At 65.2% G+C, this 22,938-nt stretch carries 19 protein-coding genes; 11 read left to right on the top strand and 8 right to left on the bottom strand.

Annotated features, from left to right (window positions below; genetic code table 11):
* Positions 1 to 86 precede the first annotated feature (86 nt).
* The 5 genes from mnmE (at position 87) to APS40_RS10745 (ending at position 5,709) form a co-directional block, all read left to right on the top strand.
* A complete protein-coding gene (gene mnmE / locus APS40_RS10765; protein ID WP_055047045.1) occupies positions 87 to 1,400 on the top strand; it encodes a tRNA uridine-5-carboxymethylaminomethyl(34) synthesis GTPase MnmE in 1,314 nt (437 codons plus the stop codon).
* An 86-nt stretch (positions 1,401 to 1,486) separates the two neighbouring features.
* Positions 1,487 to 3,349 (top strand): tRNA uridine-5-carboxymethylaminomethyl(34) synthesis enzyme MnmG, encoded by a 1,863-nt coding sequence (gene mnmG / locus APS40_RS10760; RefSeq protein WP_055047044.1) that lies wholly within the window; start codon positions 1,487 to 1,489, stop codon positions 3,347 to 3,349.
* On the top strand, positions 3,349 to 4,002 hold the full coding sequence (gene rsmG / locus APS40_RS10755; protein ID WP_055047043.1) for a 16S rRNA (guanine(527)-N(7))-methyltransferase RsmG: 654 nt from the start codon (positions 3,349 to 3,351) through the stop codon (positions 4,000 to 4,002). The genes mnmG and rsmG overlap by 1 nt, the downstream gene beginning before the upstream one ends.
* Before the next feature lie 23 nt (positions 4,003 to 4,025).
* Positions 4,026 to 4,826: a ParA family protein gene (locus tag APS40_RS10750; RefSeq protein WP_055047042.1), complete on the top strand. Its 801-nt coding sequence runs from the start codon at positions 4,026 to 4,028 to the stop codon at positions 4,824 to 4,826.
* 10 nt (positions 4,827 to 4,836) lie between these two features.
* Positions 4,837 to 5,709, top strand: coding sequence for a ParB/RepB/Spo0J family partition protein (locus APS40_RS10745; RefSeq protein ID WP_055047041.1), 873 nt, complete (start codon positions 4,837 to 4,839; stop codon positions 5,707 to 5,709).
* Between the two features lie 377 nt (positions 5,710 to 6,086).
* On the opposite strand, the gene holA is transcribed toward APS40_RS10745, so the two are convergent.
* The 3 genes from holA to leuS are packed head-to-tail and all read right to left on the bottom strand — an operon-like array spanning position 6,087 to position 10,238.
* Positions 6,087 to 7,106: a DNA polymerase III subunit delta gene (holA, locus tag APS40_RS10740; protein ID WP_055047040.1), complete on the bottom strand. Its 1,020-nt coding sequence runs from the start codon at positions 7,104 to 7,106 to the stop codon at positions 6,087 to 6,089.
* Positions 7,106 to 7,618 (bottom strand): LPS assembly lipoprotein LptE, encoded by a 513-nt coding sequence (gene lptE, locus APS40_RS10735; protein WP_082434333.1) that lies wholly within the window; start codon positions 7,616 to 7,618, stop codon positions 7,106 to 7,108. The genes holA and lptE overlap by 1 nt, the downstream gene beginning before the upstream one ends.
* Entirely contained in the window at positions 7,605 to 10,238 is a 2,634-nt protein-coding gene (gene leuS, locus APS40_RS10730; RefSeq protein ID WP_055047038.1) for a leucine--tRNA ligase, read from the bottom strand. The genes lptE and leuS overlap by 14 nt, the downstream gene beginning before the upstream one ends.
* A 100-nt stretch (positions 10,239 to 10,338) precedes the next feature.
* Between leuS and APS40_RS10725 the strand changes: the two genes are divergently transcribed.
* The 3 genes from APS40_RS10725 (at position 10,339) to APS40_RS10715 (ending at position 13,479) form a co-directional block, all read left to right on the top strand.
* Complete coding sequence (locus tag APS40_RS10725) at positions 10,339 to 11,004, top strand: YggS family pyridoxal phosphate-dependent enzyme (protein ID WP_055047037.1); 666 nt, start codon at positions 10,339 to 10,341, stop codon at positions 11,002 to 11,004.
* On the top strand, positions 11,001 to 11,549 hold the full coding sequence (locus APS40_RS10720; RefSeq protein ID WP_055047036.1) for an HD domain-containing protein: 549 nt from the start codon (positions 11,001 to 11,003) through the stop codon (positions 11,547 to 11,549). The genes APS40_RS10725 and APS40_RS10720 overlap by 4 nt, the downstream gene beginning before the upstream one ends.
* A 226-nt stretch (positions 11,550 to 11,775) precedes the next feature.
* Entirely contained in the window at positions 11,776 to 13,479 is a 1,704-nt protein-coding gene (locus APS40_RS10715; RefSeq protein ID WP_055047035.1) for a phospholipase D-like domain-containing protein, read from the top strand.
* Positions 13,480 to 13,512: 33 nt separating this feature from the next.
* Here the strand turns inward: APS40_RS10715 and APS40_RS10710 are convergent, their stop codons facing one another.
* The 5 genes from APS40_RS10710 to APS40_RS10690 all read right to left on the bottom strand — a co-directional run bounded on the left by APS40_RS10710 (position 13,513) and on the right by APS40_RS10690 (position 21,189).
* The gene (locus APS40_RS10710; RefSeq protein ID WP_055047034.1) at positions 13,513 to 16,656 is read right to left on the bottom strand and encodes a glycoside hydrolase family 31 protein; all 3,144 of its coding nucleotides are present in this window, start codon (positions 16,654 to 16,656) and stop codon (positions 13,513 to 13,515) included.
* Positions 16,657 to 16,888: 232 nt separating this feature from the next.
* Positions 16,889 to 18,124 carry an ABC transporter substrate-binding protein gene (locus APS40_RS10705; protein ID WP_055047033.1) on the bottom strand — a complete coding sequence of 412 codons (1,236 nt, stop codon included), beginning with the start codon at positions 18,122 to 18,124 and terminating at the stop codon, positions 16,889 to 16,891.
* A gap of 30 nt (positions 18,125 to 18,154) precedes the next feature.
* The gene (locus APS40_RS10700) at positions 18,155 to 18,913 is read right to left on the bottom strand and encodes a carbohydrate ABC transporter permease (protein ID WP_082434332.1); all 759 of its coding nucleotides are present in this window, start codon (positions 18,911 to 18,913) and stop codon (positions 18,155 to 18,157) included.
* A gap of 220 nt (positions 18,914 to 19,133) precedes the next feature.
* Positions 19,134 to 20,018, bottom strand: a complete 885-nt coding sequence (locus APS40_RS10695) for a carbohydrate ABC transporter permease (RefSeq protein WP_055047032.1) — start codon at positions 20,016 to 20,018, stop codon at positions 19,134 to 19,136.
* 148 nt (positions 20,019 to 20,166) lie between these two features.
* Positions 20,167 to 21,189 (bottom strand): LacI family DNA-binding transcriptional regulator, encoded by a 1,023-nt coding sequence (locus APS40_RS10690; protein WP_055047031.1) that lies wholly within the window; start codon positions 21,187 to 21,189, stop codon positions 20,167 to 20,169.
* 132 nt (positions 21,190 to 21,321) lie between these two features.
* On the opposite strand from APS40_RS10690, the gene APS40_RS24875 reads away from it, so the two are divergent.
* The 3 genes from APS40_RS24875 to APS40_RS10680 all read left to right on the top strand — a co-directional run bounded on the left by APS40_RS24875 (position 21,322) and on the right by APS40_RS10680 (position 22,864).
* Positions 21,322 to 21,501: a hypothetical protein gene (locus APS40_RS24875; RefSeq protein ID WP_156342905.1), complete on the top strand. Its 180-nt coding sequence runs from the start codon at positions 21,322 to 21,324 to the stop codon at positions 21,499 to 21,501.
* 62 nt (positions 21,502 to 21,563) lie between these two features.
* The gene (locus APS40_RS10685; protein WP_055047030.1) at positions 21,564 to 22,247 is read left to right on the top strand and encodes a response regulator transcription factor; all 684 of its coding nucleotides are present in this window, start codon (positions 21,564 to 21,566) and stop codon (positions 22,245 to 22,247) included.
* Between the two features lie 161 nt (positions 22,248 to 22,408).
* A complete protein-coding gene (locus tag APS40_RS10680) occupies positions 22,409 to 22,864 on the top strand; it encodes a cyclic nucleotide-binding domain-containing protein (protein WP_055047029.1) in 456 nt (151 codons plus the stop codon).
* Positions 22,865 to 22,938: the final 74 nt, after the last annotated feature.

Genomic DNA, 22,938 nt, shown 5'->3' with positions numbered 1-22,938 from the left:
ATGGCGCTACCTCTCCCTCGGGGGAGAGGTCAGCCTGCAACGCCGGGTGAGGTGGCCATTCGCTGCGGGGGAATACAGGACCCAGCATGCGCAGCGATGAGACGATCGTAGCGCTCTCTTCCGGCGCCCTGCCCTCAGGTGTCGCGGTCATCCGGCTGTCGGGTCCGATGGCCGGCCGTGTGCTGAGCGATATGCTCGGCGCCCTGCCGGCGCCGCGGCAGCTCAAGCTCAGCGATATCCGCATCGGCGGTGAGACGCTGGATCGGGGGCTCGTCGCCTGGATGCCGGGACCCAACAGTTTTACCGGCGAGGATTGCGCCGAGTTGCAGGTGCATGGCTCGCCGGCGGTGGTCCGAGCCGCGCTGCGCAAACTCAGCTCCCAACCCGGCATCCGACTCGCCGAAGCCGGTGAGTTCACGCGTCGGGCTTTTGAGAACGGCAAGCTGGACCTGGTGGAGGCCCAGGGGCTCGGCGACCTGATCGAGGCCGAGACGGAGAACCAGCGAGCGCTCGCCTACGCACGGCTGGAAGGTGGCCTCACGCGGCAGGTCGAGGGTTGGCGCGAGCGGCTGCTTGACCTCAGGGCCGAGATCGAAGCGCAGATCGACTTCTCCGACGAGAGTGACGTTGGAGGTTTGTCACACAGCTTTGCGGCCGATGTTGCGGCGTTGGAGCAGGAGATCGGCGAGGTGCTGGCTACGCGTGGTCGAGGGCGGATTCTCCGCAGTGGCTTCCGCGTCGTCCTGGCCGGGCCTCCAAATGCCGGCAAATCGAGCCTTCTCAACGCGCTATCGCGCTCGGATGCCGCGATTGTCTCCGACGAGCCGGGGACCACTCGGGACCTCAAGGAAGTTCCGCTCGACGTCAGGGGGCAGCTGATCATCCTGGTGGATAGCGCGGGGCTCCGTGAGACCAGCTCGAAAGCCGAAGCCATGGGGGTCGAGCGGGCTAGGCAGGCAATGCTCGGCGCCGATCTGGTGCTGTGGTTGCGGGCGCCGGATGTCGCGACGGAGCGAACGATGCCGTCTCCGGATGATGGCTCTTTGCCGCCGTTCCTGGTGATTGGCACCAAGAGCGATCTCGGCGCCGTAGCGGGCGCTGATCTGGTCGTATCGGCTGACACAGGCGCAGGCATTGCAGCCTTGGTCGACCGGCTCTACGAAGCGTCGGGGGCAGCCTCGGTGCGCCCCGCCGAGCTGCTGGTGAGTCATGAGCGGGATCGCGAGGCGTTGCTTGGCGCGGTTGGCAGTCTCAGCCGGGTGGATGGTCATCTCGACAGCTCGGAGCTCGCTGCGGAGGATCTGCGGCAAGCGTCATTCGCGCTCGAAAGACTGCTGGGTCGGATGGATGCCGAATCCGTGCTGGACCGATTGTTCAGCGCCTTCTGCATCGGCAAGTGATTCACGTGGAACACTTGGGAGCACGCTCGCACGTTGATTCACGTGAAACATTGGACTAGACCCGCGCTCCAAAGGATTTCTCAGAGATGACCGACTTCGGCGTCATTGTTGTAGGTGGGGGCCATGCCGGCAGCGAAGCAGCTGCGGCTGCGGCGCGACTGGGCGTGCCGACGGCGCTGATCACCCACAAGTTCGCGACGATCGGCGAAATGAGCTGCAATCCCGCCATTGGCGGTCTCGGCAAAGGCCACCTAGTGCGCGAGATCGATGCCATGGACGGGCTGATGGGGCGGGTCGCCGATGCGGCCGGCATCCAGTTTCGTGTGCTCAATCGTCGGAAGGGCGCCGCCGTGCGTGGGCCGCGCGCCCAAGCGGACCGCAAGCTCTACCGGCAGGCGATGCAGGCCGCGATCCTTGCGCAGCCAAATCTGACAGTGATCGAAGGGGAGGTCGACGATCTGATCGTCACCGACGGCCGCATTGCGGGCGCGGTCCTGCTGGACGGGCGCCGGTTCGCAGCCAGGGCCGTCGTCCTCACTACCGGCACGTTCCTGCGAGGCCTGATCCACCGCGGCGAGGAGACTGTCCCTGCCGGTCGGGTCGGCGAGAAGCCGGTGCTGGGCCTGTCGACGCGGCTCGAGGCCCTCGGCCTGACGCTCGGCCGCTTGAAGACCGGTACCCCGGCGCGGCTCGATGCAAGTTCGATCGCGTTCTCCGGGCTCGAGGAGCAGCGTGGCGACGACCCACCCGAACCGTTCTCTGCCCTGACCGCGGCAATCACCACGCCGCAGATCAGCTGCTATATCACCCGGACCACGGTGGATACGCATCGGATCATCTCCGACAACCTCCATCGCTCGGCGATGTATTCCGGCCGCATCAAGAGCCGCGGGCCGCGCTATTGCCCGTCGATCGAAGACAAGGTCGTTCGCTTCGCCGACCGCGACAGCCACCAGATCTTCCTTGAGCCGGAAGGGCTCGACGACAACACGATTTATCCGAATGGCCTCTCGACCTCGCTTCCCGCGGAGGTGCAGGAGGCGTTCCTCAAGTCCATGCCTGGCCTCGAAAACGTGCGGATCATCCGACCGGGATATGCGATCGAGTATGACTATGTCGATCCGCGTGAGCTGCGTCCCACTCTGGAACTGCGTCGCCTGCCGGGGCTGTACCTCGCGGGGCAGATCAACGGCACGACCGGCTACGAAGAGGCGGCTGCCCAAGGGCTGTTCGCCGGCGCCAACGCAGGGCTCGCCGCCAAGAACGCTGGGACCTTCCAGCTGTCGCGGACCGAGAGCTATCTCGGTGTGATGGTCGATGATCTGGTGACGCGTGGCGTCAGCGAGCCGTACCGGATGTTCACCTCGCGCGCCGAGTTCCGTCTACATCTGCGCAGTGACAATGCCGATCAGCGTCTGACCCGCCTCGCCGCGGCGGTTGGCCTCGTTGGTACCGAGCGGCGCGAGCAGTTCGAAGTCCGCTCGGCCGCGCTGGCGGCAGGCCGAGCGACGCTTGATCGACTTCGCACCACGCCGACTGCAGCGCGCAAAGCGGGGCTTGCGGTCAATGCCGATGGGCATGAGCGTACGGCTTTCGAGCTTCTGTCCTATCCGAACATGGAGGCGAAGGACCTGGTGCCGCTCTGGCCGGAGATCGCCGAGCTGACGCCGGCCATCCTCGATCAACTGACGGTGGACGCCCGGTATGCCGTCTATCTGGAGCGGCAGGAGGCGGATATCGCTGCCGTTAAGCGCGATGAGAGCCGGGAGATTCCCGACTGGCTAGACTATGCGGCCTTGCCGGGGCTGTCGATGGAGATGCGGCAGAAGCTCGGTCAGCGCCGCCCGGCGACGATCGCCCAGGCACAGGCAATTGACGGAGTGACGCCAGCAGCGATCACCCTGATCCTCTCGGTGATCCGGCGCGGTAACCTGCGCCAGGCCAGTTGATGGGCGATCTGACGCCGTACGCCGGCAGCTTTGTCCGCGGAGAAGCCGCGGTTCGGCGGGACCTGGAATCGTTTTCTGCGCTGCTGCGGAAGTGGAACGCCGTACAGAATCTTGTTTCACGTGAAACAGAGGGCGCGCTGTGGTCGCGCCACGTGCTCGATTCGCTGCAGGTGCTGCCGCTGCTGCAGTCCAAGGACGCCAGCTTTCTGGACGTCGGCTCAGGTGGCGGGCTACCGGCCATTCCGCTGGCCATCGCGCTCAAGGGGGGCGCGGCCCACTTCACCCTGGTCGAACCGATCGGCAAGAAGGTGGCGTTTCTGCGCCAGGTGATCCGTGAGCTCGGCCTCGCGGCGACCGTGCATGCCGGCCGAACCGACAGCTTTGAGTCACGTGAAACATCGAGCGGCAAGCCGCAGCGCTTTGACGTGATCACGTCGCGCGCCCTTGCCGCCTTGCCGCTGCTGCTTGAACTTATCCACCCCTTCTTTGGCCCGGAATCTCGCGCGATCCTGCACAAGGGCAAGGATCATGCTGTGGAGGTCGAGGAAAGTCGTTTGGCCTGGGACTTCGACGTGGTAATAATCGGAAGCGCCACCGACGAGGCTGGCGTGTTGCTGCAGATCAGCAATTTGCGACGGAAATCAACTCGTTAGCGGAAACGCTCGGAGGCCGTGCCTTGGCTCCTCGAATCCTGACCCTCGCCAATCAGAAGGGTGGGGTCGGCAAGACCACTACCGCGATAAACCTGGCTACGGCGCTGGCCGCGATCGGCGAGCGCGTGCTGATCGTCGATCTCGATCCACAGGGTAACGCCTCCACAGGTCTCGGGATCTCGCGTACCGACCGTGAGGTGTCGAGCTACGACCTGTTGCTGGGCGATGCAAAGGTGGCCTCCGCAGCGGTGATGACCTCCGTGCCCAATGTCGCGATCGTCGCCTCGACGCTCGACCTGCTCGGCGTGGAGCTCACCATCGCGCAGCAGGCCGATCGCGCTTTCCGGCTACGCGACGCGTTCCGGGCGATGAGCGAGCTGAGCATCAATGGCCAGTCAGTCAGCTATGTGCTGATCGATTGTCCGCCGTCGCTGAACCTCCTGACGATCAATGCCCTGGTGGCGGCCGACGCTGTCCTGGTGCCGCTGCAGTGCGAGTTCTTCGCCTTGGAGGGGCTGAGCCAACTGCTTCAAACCATCGAGCAAATTCGCTCGACGTTGAATCCCAGGCTGTCGATACAGGGTGTTGTGATGACCATGTTCGACCGTCGCAACAATCTCAGCGAGCAGGTGCTGGCCGACGTGCGCTCCGAAATGGGGTCGCTGGTCTATGACACAGTGATACCGCGCAATGTCCGGCTGTCGGAGGCGCCATCCTATGGCAAGCCGGCGCTGCTCTATGATCTGAAATGTGCCGGCAGTCAGGCCTATCTGCGCCTCGCCACCGAGGTGATCCGGCGTGAGCGCCAGCTCATGGCCGCATAAGGAAGTTGCAATGAACGAGAAACCATCACGGCTCGGGCGCGGTCTCGCGGCGCTGATCGGCGACATGGCGACGATGGAAGGAGCGCGGCTGGCTGACGGCAGCAGCTCCAAGCGCCTGCCGGTCGACTTCCTGATCGCCAACCGAGCTAACCCGCGGCGTGATTTCGACCCTGATCAACTGGAAGAGCTGACCAGCTCGATCCGTGAAAAGGGCGTGATGCAGCCGCTGCTGGTGCGACCGACCACTGATCCGAACCAGTTCGAGATCATCGCCGGCGAGCGCCGCTGGCGTGCCTCGCAACGGGCCGGGCTCAACGACGTGCCGGTGATCATCCGCGACGTCGACGACAAGGAAGCGCTGGAACTCGCCATCATCGAGAACGTGCAGCGCGTCGATCTCAATCCGCTCGAAGAAGCCATGGGTTACGGCCAGCTGATCGAGCAGTTCGACTATACGCAGAACGACCTGGCGCAGGTGATCGGCAAATCTCGCTCGCACGTCGCCAATACGCTGCGCCTCTTGAAGCTGCCCGACGATGTCCGCGGCATGCTGGCGAGCGGCGAGCTGACCGCGGGGCACGCCCGCACGCTGATCACCGCCGACGATCCGGTGGCGCTGGCGAAGCGCATCGTCGGAGGCGGTCTGTCGGTCCGCGAGGCCGAAGCGCTGACGCAGCGCGAGATCAACGCGCCGAAGAAGAAGCCGGTCGCGCCGGAGCAGAAGGACGCCGACACGGCGGCGCTCGAAAAGCGCCTCTCCGATGTGCTGGGGCTGCACGTGGCCATCGACCACAAGGACCAGGGCGGCCGGCTCGAGATCCGCTACCGGACGCTCGAGCAGCTTGACGGGATCTGCATGAAGCTCACCGGGTACGGGGTGTAGACGCCGGCGGGTGTTTCACGTGGCGCCGAGGCACGCTGCACTTGGAATAGAGCGAAGGGGCGCATTCGGCGCCCGTCCTCCGTGGATGCCGGTGGGCTTTGGTGGCATGTCGCACAGTCGGTGCCCCTGTCGCCCCCTCGCCCCTCTGGGGAGAGGGTCGGGGTGAGGGGCGCCAAGAGCGCGAGTCTTCGCAATCGATAGCAGCTCCAACCGGCGTGCGTGGCTACCCCTCACCCTAACCCTCTCCCCAAAGGGGCGAGGGGACGCGAGACCCGCAGCCGGTGCCATGTCGTCACTCCGGGGTTTGTTTCGATACTCGCCCCGGGGCCGCTCACAAATGTTTCACGTGGAACCCGTGGCCTAAGCCATTGACTGGTCTAGCGTTCCGCCGCCATTGCACAGATTGCCAACAGCGCGCGACGGCTCAGCGTATCCGCCAATCCATAGCGTTTGCGGCTGTCGGCGACAGCCAGCTGCAGCCGGTCCAGCGCGGCGCTGAGCGCATCGTCGCTCCATAGCCGCAGCTGGCGCTCGATCGACGAACGGCGCGAGAAGTGCGGCTTGGGGCGGGCATTGTCGAGCACGGCGCCCGGCGATTTGCCGCCATCCACTTCGACCCGCCACCGGCGCAGCGTGGTGAAATGACCGAGCGCGCTGGCGAGAATCTGCTGCGCATTGACGCTCTGGGCGATGGCGCGCTCGAGGGCGGTGTCGAGATTGGCGGCGTGGCCCGTGGCGGTAGCGTCCACCACCTCGTCGAGTACCAGGGCCGCGTTGTCGGCGCAGAGCGTCAGGATGTCTTCGCGGGTCAGCAGCTTGCTGTCGGCGGCGAACAACACCAGCTTCTCGAGCTCGCGGCGGGTGATCTCGCGATCATTGCCGAGGGTATCGCGGAGCGCCGCGACGGTGTCTTGGTCGGCCCGGATGCCGGCCTTTGAGAAGGTCTCCGAGATCAGCCGGCCGAGCGACTCGTCATTGTCGGGGTAGCAGGGCAGGGCACGTCCGAGCTTCGCCGCCTCGACCAGGGCGCGCAGCGGATCCTTCGGCGTCAGGTTGCCGGCCTCGAGGATGATGATGGCACCGGGATCATCGCGCAATTCGGTAAGCGGCATGACCAGCGACTTGCCGGCGCCGCGCACCCGGATCACCCGGCGATCGCCGAACAATGAGGTGGTCTTGGCTTCGACGGCGAGGCGCGACGGATCGGCATCGAGTTCGGCCCCATCGAGCACCACCAGGTTCATGCTGTCGGCGTCGTTGCCGGCGTAGCGCCGGGCGAGTCGCTGCCCGGTCTCGCGGACGAGCCCGGTATCGGGGCCATAGGCGAGGATAATGCCCGCTTCGAGGTCGGGCTGGTCGACGAAGCGGGAAACCTCGTGCGCCTTAAGCGCGCCCATCAGCCGGCCGACTGGACGAGAGCGCCGAGCAAGGTCAGCCGAACGGTCTCGGCCAGTTCGCGTGCGGCGCGCTCGATCGCTTCGCGCTCGGCCTCCGACGCAGCCAGCGCTTGGCTGTCGGTGGTGTAGAGCGCCGCGGCCGAACGGCTGGTCGACAGGATGATCGCGCCATCGGCAGCAATCAGCTCGATGCGCGCCGTGACCGTCGCCTCGCGCTGCTCGGAGGGCCGCGAGACGTTCGACCGGGTGAGCTTGCGTGTCGTGTTCGACGTGGTGATCCGAACGGTGGGGCTCGCCGGGTCGGTCGCCTTGCCGAAGCGCAGCGCCAGCTCCTGGTAGATCACCTGTTCGGCCCGGCTGTTGGGTTTGGCAAAGTTCAGCGGGTGCCGTTCGGTGCCGATGCCGCGTTCGCCATAGACCGGGGTGAGCCCCGTGCAGCCGGCAAGCGCCGTCGCGCCGACGAGCGACAGGGCGACAAAGGCGTTGCGCAGCAATCGGTTAGACGACCACATTGACGATCCTGTCGGGCACGATCACCAGCTTCTTGGGCGGCTTGCCTTCCAGCATGCGGGCAACCGCATCGAGTGACAAGACCTCTTTCTCCACCAGTTCCCTGGGAGCGCCGACCGGGACGGTGATCTCGCCACGGCGCTTGCCGTTGACCTGCACCGGCAGCACCACGGTCGAATCGACCAGCAGCGACTGGTCAGCCACCGGCCATGGCGCATCGACCACGAGACCGGTCTTGCCCAGCGCCGCCCAGCAGGTTTCGGCGAGATGGGGCATCATCGGGGCGACAAGCTGTACCAGGTGCTCCACCGCCTCGCGGAAGGCGGCGCGCTGCGCCGGGGAGATGCTGGTCGCGACCGCCTGCGAGAACTTGGCGATGGCGTTGGAGAGCTCGTAGATCTGGGCCACGGCGCGGTTGAAGCGCAGACCCTCGATCTCGCCGCCGACATTGGCCACGGTGCGGTGCACCACCTTGCGCAGTTCGGCAACGCCAGCATCGCCATCGCCCTTGAGGCGGGCGGCGATATCGTCCTCGAGGTCGAGGAAGTCCCCCACCAGCTTCCAGACGCGCTGCAGGAAGCGGCTGGCGCCTTCGATGCCCGCTTCGGTCCACTGGACGTCGCGTTCCGGCGGCGAGTCCGACAACATGAACCAACGGGCGGTATCGGCGCCGTAGGTGGTCACGATCTCGTCCGGGTCGACGACGTTCTTCTTGGATTTGCTCATCTTTTCGATGGAGCCGATGGTGACGGCCTCACCGGACTGCCGCATGCTGGCGCGGCGTTCGCCATCGACCTGCTCGATCCGGATGTCGGCCGGCGAAACCCACTCGCCGTTCTGGCCGGAGCCCAGCTGGTAGGTTTCGTGCACCACCATGCCCTGGGTGAACAGACCCTTGAACGGCTCCTCGAGGTTCAGGTGGCCGGTCTGCTTCATGGCGCGGGTGAAGAAGCGCGAATAGAGCAGGTGCAGGATCGCGTGCTCGACGCCGCCGATATACTGGTCGACCGGCAGCCAGGTGTTGGCAATGCCGGGGACCGTCGGGGTCGCAGCGTGTGGATCGGTGAAGCGGGCGAAGTACCAGGAACTGTCGACGAACGTGTCCATGGTGTCGGTCTCGCGCGTCGCCGGCCCACCGCATTTCGGGCAGTCGACATGCTTCCAGCTCGGGTGATGGTCGAGCGGGTTGCCCGGCCGATCGAAACTCACGTCCTCGGGGAGCACTACCGGCAGGTCCTTGTCGGGCACCGGCACGGCGCCGCAGTTCTCGCAATGGATCACCGGGATCGGGCAGCCCCAGTAGCGCTGGCGCGACACGCCCCAATCGCGCAGCCGGTAGTTCACCTCGACTTTCCCTTGCGGCAGGTTGTCGACGGTGCGCTCGGCGAAGTGCGCGGCGATCGCCTTCTTGGCGGCATCGATCTCGAGGCCGTCGAGGAACTCGGAGTGATAGATGCGGCCCGGGCCGTTGTAAGCCTCTGAATCGACTTCGAACGTTGCCGGGTCGGCGCCTTCGGGCAGCACCACCGGGATCACCGGCAGGTCGTATCGACGGGCGAAATCGAGGTCGCGCTGGTCGTGCGCCGGGCAGCCGAAGATGGCGCCGGTGCCGTAGTCCATCAGCACGAAATTGGCGATGTAGACGGGCAGCGTGGCCCCGGGTTTCACCGGATGTTTCACGTGCAGCCCGGTGAAAATGCCCAGCTTTTCCGCCTTGTCGATGGTCTCGGTGGCGGTGCCGTGGCGGCGGGTCTCGGCAATGAAGGCCGCGATTTCAGGATTGTCCGCGAGCGACGCCGCCAGCGGATGATCGGCTGAGATAGCGATGAACGAGGCGCCGAAGATGGTGTCCGGACGGGTGGTGAACACCTCGATGGAGGTGAACTTCTGCCATTGCTCGGTCAATTCGAACAGCAGGCGCAGCCCTTCGGACTTGCCGATCCAGTTGCGCTGCATGACGCGCACCTTCTCAGGCCAGTGGTCGAGGGTGTCGAGCGCTTCGAGCAGTGCCTCGGCGAAATCGGAAACCTTGAAGGCCCATTGGTTGAGCTCACGCTGTTCCACAACCGCACCGGAGCGCCAGCCGCGGCCATCGACCACCTGCTCGTTGGCCAGCACGGTCATGTCGACCGGGTCCCAGTTGACCTTGGATTTCTTGCGGGTGACGAGGCCCTCGCGCAGGAAATCGAGGAACAGCTTCTGCTGCTTGGAATAGTATTCGACGTCGCAGGTGGCGAACTCGCGACTCCAGTCGATGCCCAGCCCGATCGACTTCAGTTGCTTGCGCATCGCGGCGATGTTGGCATAGGTCCAGCTCTTGGGGTGAACCTTGTTCTGCATGGCGGCGTTCTCGGCCGGCAGGCCGAAGGCGTCCCAGCCCATCGGGTGCAGCACGTTGCGGCCCATGGCACGCATATAGCGCGCCAGCACGTCGCCCATGGTATAGTTGCGCACATGGCCCATATGGATGCGCCCCGACGGATAGGGGAACATCTCGAGCACGTAGTAGGGCTTGCGGCTGTCGTCGTGCTTGACCTCGAAGGACTTGTTGTCCTCCCAGGCCTTCTGCCAGCGTGGCTCTTCGACACGCGGATTGTAGCGCTCGGTCGTTCTACCAGTCACTTGGGGAAGTCCTTAAAGCCGCAGATTACGTTGCGTTCACTAGGGTTTTTGGCTACCGGACCTTCATCAGAATTCCGTTAACCGGTCAACAGAGAGGGCCATGCAGAACGCCCCGGAAAGTCTCGAAATCATCCGCGCCCGGATCGAGCGGGCGCATCGGCGCTTCGGCCCGCCGCCGGACCGGGTAGAACTGGTCGCGGTGTCCAAGACCTTCGATGCCGCAGCAATCCGGCCGTTTCTTGACGCCGGCCAACGCATGTTCGGTGAGAACCGGGTGCAGGAGGCCAAGGAAAAATGGCCGGAGCTCCGGGCGTCCTATGATGGCATAGAATTGCACCTGATCGGCCCGCTGCAGACCAACAAGGCCCGCGAGGCGGTGGCGCTGTTCGACGTGATCCAGACCGTCGACCGCGACAAGCTGGCGGGGATCCTCGCCGAGGAGATGAAGCGCGCCGGCAAGCGCCTGCCGGTCTTCGTACAGGTCAATATCGGGCTCGAGGAGCAGAAGGCCGGCGTCGCGCCTTCGGACGCGGCGGCGTTCGTGGGACGCTGCAAGGACCTCCATGGCCTCGACGTGGTCGGACTGATGTGCATTCCGCCCGAGGGCGACCCGGCCGGGCCGTATTTCGCCCATCTGGCGTCGCTGGCCCGCGATGCCGGGGTCGAAAAGCTGTCGATGGGCATGAGCAGCGACTTCGAGACGGCGATCGCCATGGGTGCGACGCATGTGCGGATCGGCAGCGCGCTGTTCGGGCATCGGGGATGAGTGCCTGCCGGCTCGGCCTTGCCGAGGCGGAGCAGTTGGTGGCCGCACGGCTGGGCAACAGCCCCAGGGCCGCCCATGCGCGCTTTGTCGGGCTGCTGCTGCAACGACTGGCGGTCGAGCTCGGCGCCGATGCGGGGCTGTGGCGGCTCGTCGGGCTGCTGCACGATCTCGACTATTTCGCCGTCGCAGGCGATTGGCGCCGGCATGGCATGATGGCGGCGGAATGGCTGCAGGGCCGCCTGCCGCCCGAGGCGCTCGCGGCAATCGCGGCGCATGACCATCGCGCCGGGGTCGAGAGCACGACGCCGTTGGCCCAGTGCCTGCGGCTCGCCGATGGTCTGGCGGTGCTCGACGAGGCTGCCGGACGCGAGGCAACGCTCGCGGCCCTCAAAGCCGGCACCATCGAGGATATCGTCGGTAGCCGGCCGTTCCTCGTGGCGATCATCGCCGGCACGGCGGCGCGGCAAGGGCTGGATCTCGCGACTCTTGGTACCATTCTGGCTGCGTTGCCGCGACAGAAGCGGCCTGGCCCCTCCCTCCTATGACGTCATAGTACCCTTGATCGGACCTCAGCGACCTAATAATTTTCCGGTGAATACTTTGCTGTTTGCCTGACGCGGTTTCAGCGCGAAGCTTTCGTGACGGCCCTTCTCGTCGAAACGACTTCGTGATAGCCTGAACACATCTACAAATACTTGGTTTCAACCGCCTTCGTCCGGGAGGTGCGTCCGCCATGGTGGTGGCCGCTCACTTGTGCTTGGGGGCAATCGAATGGCTGGAGAGTTTCAGGTCAGGGGCAAGAACGCAGCGGCGCCATTTACGCTGAAGGTGCACCGCGGCGACGGTATGGCGCTGCTGGCGATGAACTGGCGCAACGGGCAGCCCCCCAACGATTTCGTTGGCTTCGCGATCGAGTATCGCGTGCCTGGTGGCACGCGGTTCCTCGCGGTACACAACCGTATCGCCTTTCCCGGGCTGAATGGGGCGTTGAACCCCAACACGCTGTCGTCGCGGCTGTCGCCGATCCAGAAGTTCCGCTGGGTGCACTTCCCGTTCACGGCGGAGCTCCCCGGCGCTTACACCTACATGGTGACGCCGGTCTTCATGGATGATGGCGGGCAACTGAGCTACGGCGCGCCGCAGACCGCCGATATCGAGCTGAGGCGGGACACCTATCCAGGCCTGCTGAACGTCGCCTACACGCGCGGCTTCGTCTCGTCGCAGGCCTTTGTCGATCGCTATGAGAGACACGGGCCGATCTCGACGCTCTTGCCCGAGAACGCCGACGACGGCCTCACCTTCACGCCGACGCATCCGAAAACCCGGGATGCGCTCAACTGGATGGGGTTCGAGGCGCGACACGCCATCTATGAGACGCTTGACGAAGCGATCGCCGACCCCACCGCCAGGGTGTACGTCGTGGCCTACGACCAGAGCGAGAAGGGGTTCGTCGACAAGCTCCGGCAACTGGGTGACCGGCTCAAGATCATCATCGACGACGATGGCGACCATGGTGACGCCCACTCGGGCGAGAGCCAGTCAGCCGCGATCCTCACAGCCTCGGCGGGGGCCGCGAACGTCAAGCGGCAGAGCATGGGCAAGCTGCAGCACAACAAGATGATCGTCGTAGATGGCAACCAGGTGAAGAAGGCGATCGGCGGGTCGACCAATTTCAGCTGGCGCGGCTTCTATGTGCAGTCGAACAACGCCATGATCTTTGCCGGCCCGGCGCCGGTGCAGGTGTTCCGCGAGGCCTTCGAGGATTTCTGGACGGAGGCTGGGTTCGCCAACAGCCGGTCGGCCGAATGGCGTGATCTTGGGATTGCCGGCGTCGACGTGAAGGCGACGTTCTCGCCGCATGCGCCGGGCAACGCCCAGCTCGGCCGGATCGCCGACGATATCGACAGCACCAAATCGAGCCTGCTGTTCTCGCTGGCCTTCCTGTGGCAGACGCCGGGGGTGATCCGCGATGCGGTCGGGCGGGTCCGCGACAACGACAAGCGCTTCGTCTACGGCATTTCGGACAAGAAGGTCGGCGGGCTCGATGTGCAGAAGCCGGATGGCAATCCGCCGGCAGTGTTTCCGACCGCGTTGCTGAAGGGCAAGACCCCGGCGCCCTTCAAGGCGGAGCCGGTCGGCGGCGGCGGCAATCGCATGCACCACAAGTTCGTGGTGATCGACTTCGACAAGCCGACCGCACGTGTCTATCTCGGCTCCTACAACTTCTCGATCGCCGCCGACCAGACTAATGGCGAGAACCTGATCCTGGCGCGCGACCGGCGGATCGCCGTGTCCTACATGGTCGAGGCGCTCAGGATGTTCGACCACTACCATTTCCGCATCGCCCAGAAGGAAGCCAAGGCTGCCGGCACCGAGCTGAAGCTGAAACTGCCGCCGGCTGCCGGCGAGGATGCGTGGTGGGTTCGGGACTACACCGATGCGCGGCGGATCAAGGATCGGGAGATGTTCTCGTAAGTGCGCCTTCGCTCGGACCGAGTTGCTATGGCGTCATAGCAGTCCGGTGCGGGGGTAGCTTGGGTGATCACCCGCCGACAGCTCGAACATGGTCAGTTCGGTGCCCGAAAGATCGAGCGTTCCGGCGGGCAGGGCGATGCCGTTGACCTCGAGGCGGGCGGGCGGATCGGTGAAGACCAGCGTCAGCGAACGCGGGCGGCTGGCGGCGACGCGCACGACGTCGCCGAAGATATCGATCTCGAGATCGTCCTCGTAGTGCCGCGTGCCGGGTTCGAGGCCGGCGACGAGGAGGACCGAGATTTCCGCCGCATCGATGTCGGAAGGCATGGCGGCGCCGAGCCGGGTTTGCCGGTGGAAGGCGAGCGGCAGGACGGCACCGGCGCGGAGGAAGACCGGGATCTGCTCGAAGGGAGCGTCGACCCGGCGGGTCTCGCCGCCCTCGTACCAGCGGTTGTGGAACAGGTGCCACCAGCGCCCCTCGGGAAGGTAGACCTGCCGTGCGACCTCGCCTTCGCGGATGATCGGAGCGACGAGCAGGTCACGGCCGAACATGTACTGGTCCCAGAGCGGCACAGCGCGGCTATCGGTCCCGAAATCGAGCAGCATGGCGCGCATCAGCGGCTGTTTTTCCGCGACGCACCAGGCGGCCTCGCGCCGGAGGTAGGGCATGAGCGACATGCGGAGGTTTGCGTAGAAGCGGTAACCGGTCAGGGCGCGCTGATCGCCGGAGCGCTCGGCGATGTTCCATGGCGTGCGGTCCTGGTTGAACTCGGCCTTGCTCTCGGCGTGGTACTGCATGATTGGGCAAAAGCAGGCCATGGCGGCCGAGCGCACATAGAGTTCGGCGCTCGGCACTTCGCCGGAGAAGCCGCCAAGGTCCCAGCCCCAGAAGATCACCCCCGACATGCCGGCAGAGAGGCCGGCGAGGATCGAGCGCTTGAAGGCATCCCAGGTGGAGCGCTCGTCGCCGGCCCAATGGGCCGGAAAGGTCTGGGCGCCGGTGTAGCCGGCGCGCGAGAAGCAGATGCCGCCATTCTGCCGGGCGAAGCGGTAATAGGCCGAGATGTAGTCGCGCGGATAGGCATTGCGGTGCTCGAGCCCGGTGCGGCCATCGGCGAAAACCAGGTCCTTGCCCCAGACCATCTCGCCGCCATCGGTCTTGAAGCCGTCGACGCGGAGCTCGTCGATCAGATACTGGCGCTTCGAAAACCACCAGTCGCGGGCGGCAGGATTGCTGAAATCCAGCAGCAGGCTGTCCTTGAACCAGCCCTCGGGCAGCCGCAGCGGCGTGCCGTCGGGGTGTTTCACGCCAAACCCTTCAGCGAAGAAGTGACTTTCGTCATTGCGCTTCTGCAGGTGCTTCAGCGCCGGAGACTGCTTGATGATCGGGATCTGCCACAGGATCAGCCGCAGGGCGTTGTCGTGCAGATGCGCCGCGAGGCCCTTCGGGTCAGGCCAGCGGCCCCAGGCGGGGAAGCCGAAGTCGCCATAGGTGAAGGCCTCGGCACCGGGTTTCTCGGCATATTGCGCGTCGTTGAAGATGTAGAAGGTGGCTTCGTCGGACCAGGCCTCGATCACCAGCACGGTGGCGGGAATGTCGTGCTCGCGGGTCAAGGCGACCTGCTTTCGCACCTCGGCTTCGCTGTCCCAGTTGTTCGAGGACATCCAGGGGCCGAGCGCCCAGGCGGGCACCGGTTCGGGGTCGCCGGTCAGCGCCATGAACTGGCTGACCTGCTGGGCGACGGTTCCGGTCAGCAGGTCGATCGCAAGGTGGTCGGCTTCGACGCCGAACCTGGTTTCCCCCGAAACGGCGAGATCGAACCAGGAATAGGCGTCGGTAGCGAGATGGAGGCCGAAGCCGGCGTCGGTGTAGCCGACCGGCATCGGCATATAGGTCCTCAACCCCTGTTCCTTGTACTGGTTGTAGACGAACTGATCGACGCGATTGCCGGCCTGGTTGAGCGCGTTATAGCGCTCGCCGAAGCCGTACCAGCCGCAGGGCGGGTGGGTCAGGGTGGCGGAAATCTCGCGGATGGTGCCGTCGCCGGCCTCGAGCCAGGAGACGTCAGTGAGGGTGGCGGGGCCCAGTTGCAGCGGCAGCATGACGTCGCCGGTGCCTGGAACGATGTCGATACGGCCGTCCGCAACGCTGACCTGCACCGGGTCGCATCCCAAGCGGCGGCGGCGCAGCGTCTCATAGGCAAACGGGCCCACGACGACTTCGGGATGAGCCACGAAGCGGATGCGATACGCGACCTCAGATCCGGCCGGAGTGCGGGGGAGGGTGAACTCCCAGCAGTCACCCCGAAAGCTGCCGGCAACGGTGGCGCCGCCGACCACGAGCTCCAGCGGTTCGTCGGCCGAGAGCGGCGACGCCTGGGCCCGGACGATGACCTCGTCACTAGGGGTGACGAGTTTGGGAAAGCGCTCCTCGAGCAGCGGCTCGTAGCGGTTGCCGTTGCCCTCGGGGGCGTGGCGGATGAAGCGGGTTTCGAGCTGACCCAGCGTTGTGAGACGTTGTGCGACGATGGGCGCCGGGGTGTCGGCGAGCAGTTTTCGGCTTTTGGCGTAGCTGCCCTGCTCGGCGTAGTACCAGGCGAGCAGCTGGCGATCGGCCGGGGTGGCGCTCGCGAGGCGCTCGGCGCTGGTGAGCGTGCGGACCGCATCGACCAGCACCAGGTCCTCGCAGTCGAACAACCCGAACGGCACCGCGGCGAGCAGCACGTCGAACTCCAGTGTCGCCCTGTCGGACGACGACATCAGGGCGCCCAGCCGCACATGGTTGGCATAGACGTGGTTCTTCACCCGACCGACCAGACGCGTCGTGCTCTCGTCGCGCATCAGGTGGTTGGCTTCGCGCAGCGCCGCGGCCCACAGCGCCACGACCCACGTGTCGGTAAAATGGTTCTGGTTGGGGGTGAGCTCGCGTTCGAGGCGCGTGCAGACGGCCGCGCGGAGCGCCACCGCATTGGCCGAGCCGAGCAGAGCGCGGTCGCCGGTGAGCGCGGCCAGGTAGAGGGCAAGCGCGGCTTCGACCGGCTCGGTGGGATCTGCTGCGCCGAGGCGAGCGACGATCTGCGGGGCGACTGCAGCCGGATTGCGCAGCAGCTCGGCATAGAGCTCGAGGAACCAGGGATGGCGGGTTGCGAGAGCGGGTTCGCGGGTATCGGCGGTCATCTGAGGTTCCGTAAAAGTGGCCGAGAGTTCCGAGGCTCCCGGGCTTGCCCTTTGGGAGGCAATTGGTGTGGGAACGAGTGCCGACCGATAGAGACGGCCCCCTCCCGGCCTCCCCCACAAGGGGGGAGGTGAAGAGTCGAGGCTATGGCACAATCGTGCCGGACACGCCGGCAGGCACCTCCCCCTTCATGGGGGAGGATGGGAGGGGGCCGTCTGCCGGCGTTCAGCGCCCTTACAGCAGCCCCTCGATCGCCGTCCTGGCGTCCTTCAGCGCCTGTTCGGGCGTCTTCTGGCCGAGCTTGGCGGCTTCGAGTTCCTTGCCGACGGCGTCGGTCAACTGGTTCCAGTTGCCGATCACCGGCGGCACCACCGCGGTGTCGAGCGCCTGGAACACCACTTCACGGCTCTCGGGTACCGGCTGGTCGAGATAACCCTGCACCGCGGCCGGGTCGGCGACGGCGGGCAGTTCCCAGCCGGCGGCGATGCGCAGGTCGACCGCGGCTTTGGACGAGGTCAGGAACTTGATCCACTGGTAGGCTTCGGCCGGGTGGGCGCTGTTGGCCGACACGGCGACGCCATTGGCAAAGAAGTGGTGCGCCTTGTTGGTCTTGCCCGGTTCGAGCGCAATGTCCCAGTTGAACTTGGCATTCTGGGCGAAATCGCCGAGCAGCCAGATGCCGGTGCGAAGCATGGCGATCTTGCCCGCCTTGAACAGGTCTTCCGAGGATTGACCGGCCATTTCGACGTCCGACGGGGTGACCTTGTAGGTGTTCACCTTGTCGATCATCCAGGTCAGCGTCTCGATATTCTGCGGGCTGTCGATGGTGACGCTCTTCTTGTCGGGCGAGAGGATCGAGCCGCCGTTCTGGGCGATGGTCTTATAGAATTCCCAGAACTGGATCGGGGCGAAATCGCCCCATATGCCCTTGGCCGGATCGGTCAGCTTCTGGGCCGCCTCGAGCTCTTCCTTCCAGGTCCAGTCGGCGGTCGGGTAGGCGACGCCGGCCGCATCGAACAGGTCCTTGTTGTAGAACAGCACGACGTTGGAGAAGCTCTCGACCAGGCCGTACTGCTTGCCATCCTCGGCGAAAGCGGCGAGTGCCGTCGGGTTGTAGACCGAGGTCGAGAAGCCGGCGTCGGCCGCGATCAGCGGAGTGAGGTCGGCCAGCGCGCCCTTTTGCGCATAGGTGACGAAATTCTCGAAGTTGAGCTCGAAGGCGTCGGGGGCCTGCTTCGCCGCAACGAGGGTCTGCAGCTTGGTGAAGTAGGCATCCCAGGCGGCGGTCTCGTAGGTGACCTTGATGCCGGGATGTTCAGCCTCGAAGGCGGCAATGGTGGCGTCCAGTTCCTTCAGGTAGTTCGGCGCGGCCGAGAAGGTCATGTATTTTATGGTCACGTCCTCGGCGAGCGCCGGGGTGGTGACGAGGGCCGTGGCAAGCAGCAGCCCGGTGAAAGTCCTGCGCAACATGGTCTGTTCTCCTCCTTGAGACCGTTGTCGTTACTTGAGCCCGGTATGGGACAGGCCCTTGATGATGAAGCGTTGGGCGAAGACGTAGACGGCGATGATCGGCAGCGTGGCGATCACCGCGCCGGCCATCAGCACGTTCCAGTCGGTGGTCCAGCGCCCCTGCAGGGCGCTCAGCCCCAGCGGCAGGGTCATCATCGAGGCGTCGGTGGTGATGATCAGCGGCCACAAGAAGCTGTTCCAGCTGGCCATGAAGGCGAACACCGCGAGGGTGGCGAGCGCCGGGCGCGCCAGGTGGATGGCGATGGTGAAAAAGATCCTCACGTAGCCGGCGCCATCGATGAAGGCGGCTTCCTCGATCTCCCTGGGGAGCCTGAGGAAGAACTGCCGGAGCAGGAAGGTGCCGAAGGCGCCGAAGCTCGAGGGCAGGATCAGCGCCTGGTAGGAATTGGTCCAGCCCAGCCAGTTCATGATGATGAAGAGCGGGGTGAGGGTCACCTGCTGCGGGATCATCAGCGTCGCCAGATAGGCGTAGAACAGCACGGTGCGGCCGCGGAACGGAATGCGCGCGAAGGCGTAGCCGCTCATGGCGCAGAACAGCACCATCAGGGCGGTCGAGGTGACCGAAACGACAATCGAGTTGAACAGGAATCGGCCGACCGGGGCGCTGTCGAACACCTTGGCGTAGTTATCGAGCGTCGCCGGGTCGGGCAGCCAGTTCGGCGGGGTGACGAAGGTGGCGCCGGCGGTCTTCAGCGACGTCGAGAGCATCCAGGCGAAGGGCAGCAGCATGATACCCGCCCCGACGAGGAGGATGGCATAGGTGGCGAGGTCGGCGAGGCGGAGTTTTCGCTGCGATACCGGGAAGGCCCCCTCACCCGGCGCTGTGCGCCGACCTCTCCCCCCAGGGAGAGGTGCCGATGTGGCAAGATCGTGCCCCCGCTCACCTCTCCCTGGGGGGAGAGGTCGGTCCGAAGGACCGGGTGAGGGGGCCTTGCTGCTGAGGTGAAGATCAGCCATCGGACCGATCCAGCTTCTTCTGCAACAGGTTCTGCGCGATGGTGACCGCGAAGATCAGGGCGAACAGCACCCAGGAAATCGCCGAGGCGTAGCCCATCTTGTAGTAGCTGAAGGCGTTCTTGTAGATCAGCTCCACCATCACCGAGGTGGCGCCGGCGGGGCCGCCCTGGGTCATGATCCAGACCTGGTCGAACACCTGGAACGACGAGATCAGCGAGATGGTGGTGACGAAGAAGGTGGTCGGCGCCAGCATCGGGAAGGTGATCGACCAGAAGCGCTGCCATGCCGTGGCGCCGTCGAGGGCGGCGGCTTCGTAAAGCGGCTCGGGGATGTCCTGCAGGCCGGCCAGATAGATCACCGTGACGAAGCCGATATCCTTCCATACCGAGGTGAGGATGACGCCGGTCATCGCCCAGGCCGGATCGAACAGCCAGCCGGGGCCCTTGATGCCGAAGGCACCGAGCGCGAAGTTGATCAGCCCGTATTGCGGGTTGAGCAGCCATTTCCAGATCAGCGAAACCGCGACCCATGAGGTGACCACCGGGACGAAGTAGATGGCGCGGAACACCACGCGCCCGCGGATGCGGCGATTGAGCAGCAAAGCGAGACCGAGCGCGACCAGCACCACCGAGGGCAGGTAGCCGAGGATGAAGCCGAGGGTGTTGCGCAGTGCCCCGAGCACGGCTGGATCGGCGAGCGCGGTGAGGTAGTTGTCGAGGCCGACCCAGTGGATTTCGCCGATCAGGTCCCACTGCGAGAAGCTGAGCACCAGCGAAGACAGCACGGGCGCCATCAGGAACACCACCATGCCGGCGAGGCTGGGGAGCAGCAGCACGGCGAGAGCGACGTATTTGGAGGGATCGGCGGCGGGGCTCATGACGGGCTCCCCAGCCCATCAGCTTTCGCCTCCCTCCCCCTTGAGGGGAGGGAATGAGGGTGGGGGTGGTGCAGTGGTCCACTGATGGACCCCCACCCCCCACCCCTCCCCTCAAGGGGGAGGGGGGCAGTGCAGTTGATCTGGCAGCTCATCTCGTTTCCCGCCGGCTGACGCTGTCACGTTCGACGATGGCGACGTCGACGACACTGTCGCGCGGGGCGTCGGCCTTGTTGAGGATGGCGCTGATCAGCCGGCCGGCGAGCTGGCCCTTGCCGAGGATCGACTGATCCATGGTGGTGAGCGCCGGATAGACCATGCGCGAGATCGACAGATTATCGAAGCCCATCACCGAATAGTCCTCGGGGATGCGCCGTCCCAGCCGATGCAGTCCGGCAAGCAGGCCGGCGGCAATCAGGTCGGCGGTGCAGAAGGCGGCGGTGGTGTGCGGGAGCGCCACCAGCCGCTCGGCGGCCTCGGCACCCCAGTCGAAGGTAACGGAGCCCGAGAGGATGCGGGCGGGATCAAAGCCGATTCCGGCTTCGCGGAGCGCCCGCTTGTAGCCGTCGACCCGGCGCTCGATGACGCCGTCGGTGCGGATCACCCCGGTCACCAGCGCGACGCCCGAATGCCCGTTGTCGATGAGGTACCTGGTGGCGCGGTATGCAGCCGCCTCGTCATTGACGCCGAGCCGGTAGAAGCGGGGGTCGTCGATATAGCTGTCGATCAGCAGGGTGGGCAGCGCGAGTTCGCGCAGCCGCTCGTACAGCGCCTCGCGATAGACGCCGAGGACGATCAGCGCATCCATGTTCCAGTGTGAGAGGGTGTCGAGCTGGGCGCCGCCCTCTCCGACGCCCGTCAGCATCATGTAGTAGCCGTTGGCGCGCAGCGCGCTTTCGATGCCGGAGATCATTTCGGCATAGAACGGGTTGTCGAGCAGCAGCTGGTTCTGGTTCTCGGTGAACGGGATGATCACCCCGACCATGCGCGAGGCGTTGGAGACCAAGCTGCGGGCGCTCATGTTGGGGCGGTAACCGAGCGCTTTCACCGCCGCCATGATGCGTTCGACGGTCTCGTCCGACGCCTTGGCGCGGCGGCCGTTGATGACGTTGGAAACCGTCATCGGCGAGACGTTTGCGGCCAGCGCAATGTCCTTGATCGTGGCCCGTGCCAACCTGCAGTCCTCCCTTGGTTTTGCGTTAAACCTGGGCGCTCATGGTGCCACGCGACGATTCTTGGGGTGCCATCGTTCGGCGAGGGAGCGATGGTTTTACGTTAAACCAACGCATTGATAGGCGGGTGTGAGATGGCTGTCAACGTCGATGATGGTGAGCCGGTCCCTGCGTGGGATCGCCAAGTTGCCGCCACGACTGTCAGCAAATTGTCAGCTTCCCGTCAGGATCGCGCCGATAAGAGTGGCGAAGAGATGAAACCAAACGGTGTCAAATCACGTTTCTTGTCTCACGGCGGTCTCACGTCGTTTTGATTGGCGGGTCACCAGGCCCGGCAATAACTCACGAATTGAAGCCATTGGCTTGGGGTAAAAACATGAACAGACGGCGCATCCTGATTGTCGACGACGATGCCGACCTGCGGAAGACCTTGATCGATCAGCTGACGCATTATCGCGAGTTCGATCTGGTGGAGGCCGAGTCGGCGTCCGATGCGCTGGGCAAGGTCCGCGGGGCGCATGTCGACCTGATGTTGCTCGATGTCGGCCTGCCAGACATGGACGGGCGCGAGGCGGTGAAGATTCTGCGGCGCGAAGGGTTCAAGAGCCCGATCATCATGTTGACTGCACAGGACAGCGATTCCGACGAGATTCTTGGTCTCGAGTCCGGAGCTAACGACTATGTCACCAAACCGTTCCGCTTCTCGGTACTGCTGGCGCGCATCCGTGCGTCGCTGCGCCAGCATGACCAGAGCGAGGACGTGGTGTTCACCATCGGGCCCTACAGCTTCCAGCCGGCGGCCAAGCTGCTCGAGGCGCCTGATGGGGCCAAGGTGCGGCTCACCGACAAGGAAACCTCGATCCTCAAATATCTCTATCGCCAGGGCCCCAAGACGATCACCCGCGAGATCCTGCTCAAGGAAGTTTGGGGCTACAACAACAGGGTGACCACGCACACGCTCGAAACCCACATCTACCGGCTGCGCCAGAAGATCGAGCGGGACCCATCCAACGCACGGCTCCTCGTCACCGAAGACGGCGGCTACCGGTTGGTGCCGTAAGGACAGACCGGGCGGACAGCCAGTGCATAACTTTTGCGGCGCGGGCGGACGCGGCAAAAGGGATTCCTGACAGCGGCAAGAAATGCTCTATATCGAGGGCCGCGGCACAAGCGGGCGCTGAGGCGCCCGCAATGTGGCCGGCGGTCCGGGAATAGGGCGGGATGCAACTCGACGACGCGGCGACGATTCTAGGACGTGCGGATTTCTTCGAAATCTGCGACGCCGAGCAGCGGCGATTGCTTGCGTTCGCCTCGGAACGGAAGAAATTCCGGCCGGGCAGCATCATCTATGCATCGGGCGACCAGCCGGAAGGCGCGCATGTGCTGGTGTCGGGCACGGTGTCGAGCACGCAGGACGGCGCCGAGAACAACCCCTACCTGATCCACGAGGTCGGCGCGGTGCTGGGGGTCATGGCGCTGGTGATTCCCAAGCCGCGCCCGGTGACCATCAAGGCAATCGACGCCGTGGAAACGCTGTTCGTACCCCGCACCGCGTTCATGAAGCTGGCCAACCAGTATCCGGATTTGGCAGGGCGAGCGGCCGACCGCATCCGGCGCGAGCTGACCAGCTATCTCGGCGCCATCGAAGGCTCGCGCGGGCGCTTCGGCAAGGGGTAGGGCGGCCGCCATTACCCCTCTCCCCTGAGGGGAGAGGGTAGTGCAGCTAGGACCTTCAGGTCCGTAGCGGAACT

The organism is Devosia sp. A16 (assembly GCF_001402915.1).
Lineage (GTDB): Bacteria > Pseudomonadota > Alphaproteobacteria > Rhizobiales > Devosiaceae > Devosia_A.
Note: the sequence above shows the minus strand (reverse complement) of the source record. Positions and strands in the feature narration are given on the sequence as shown.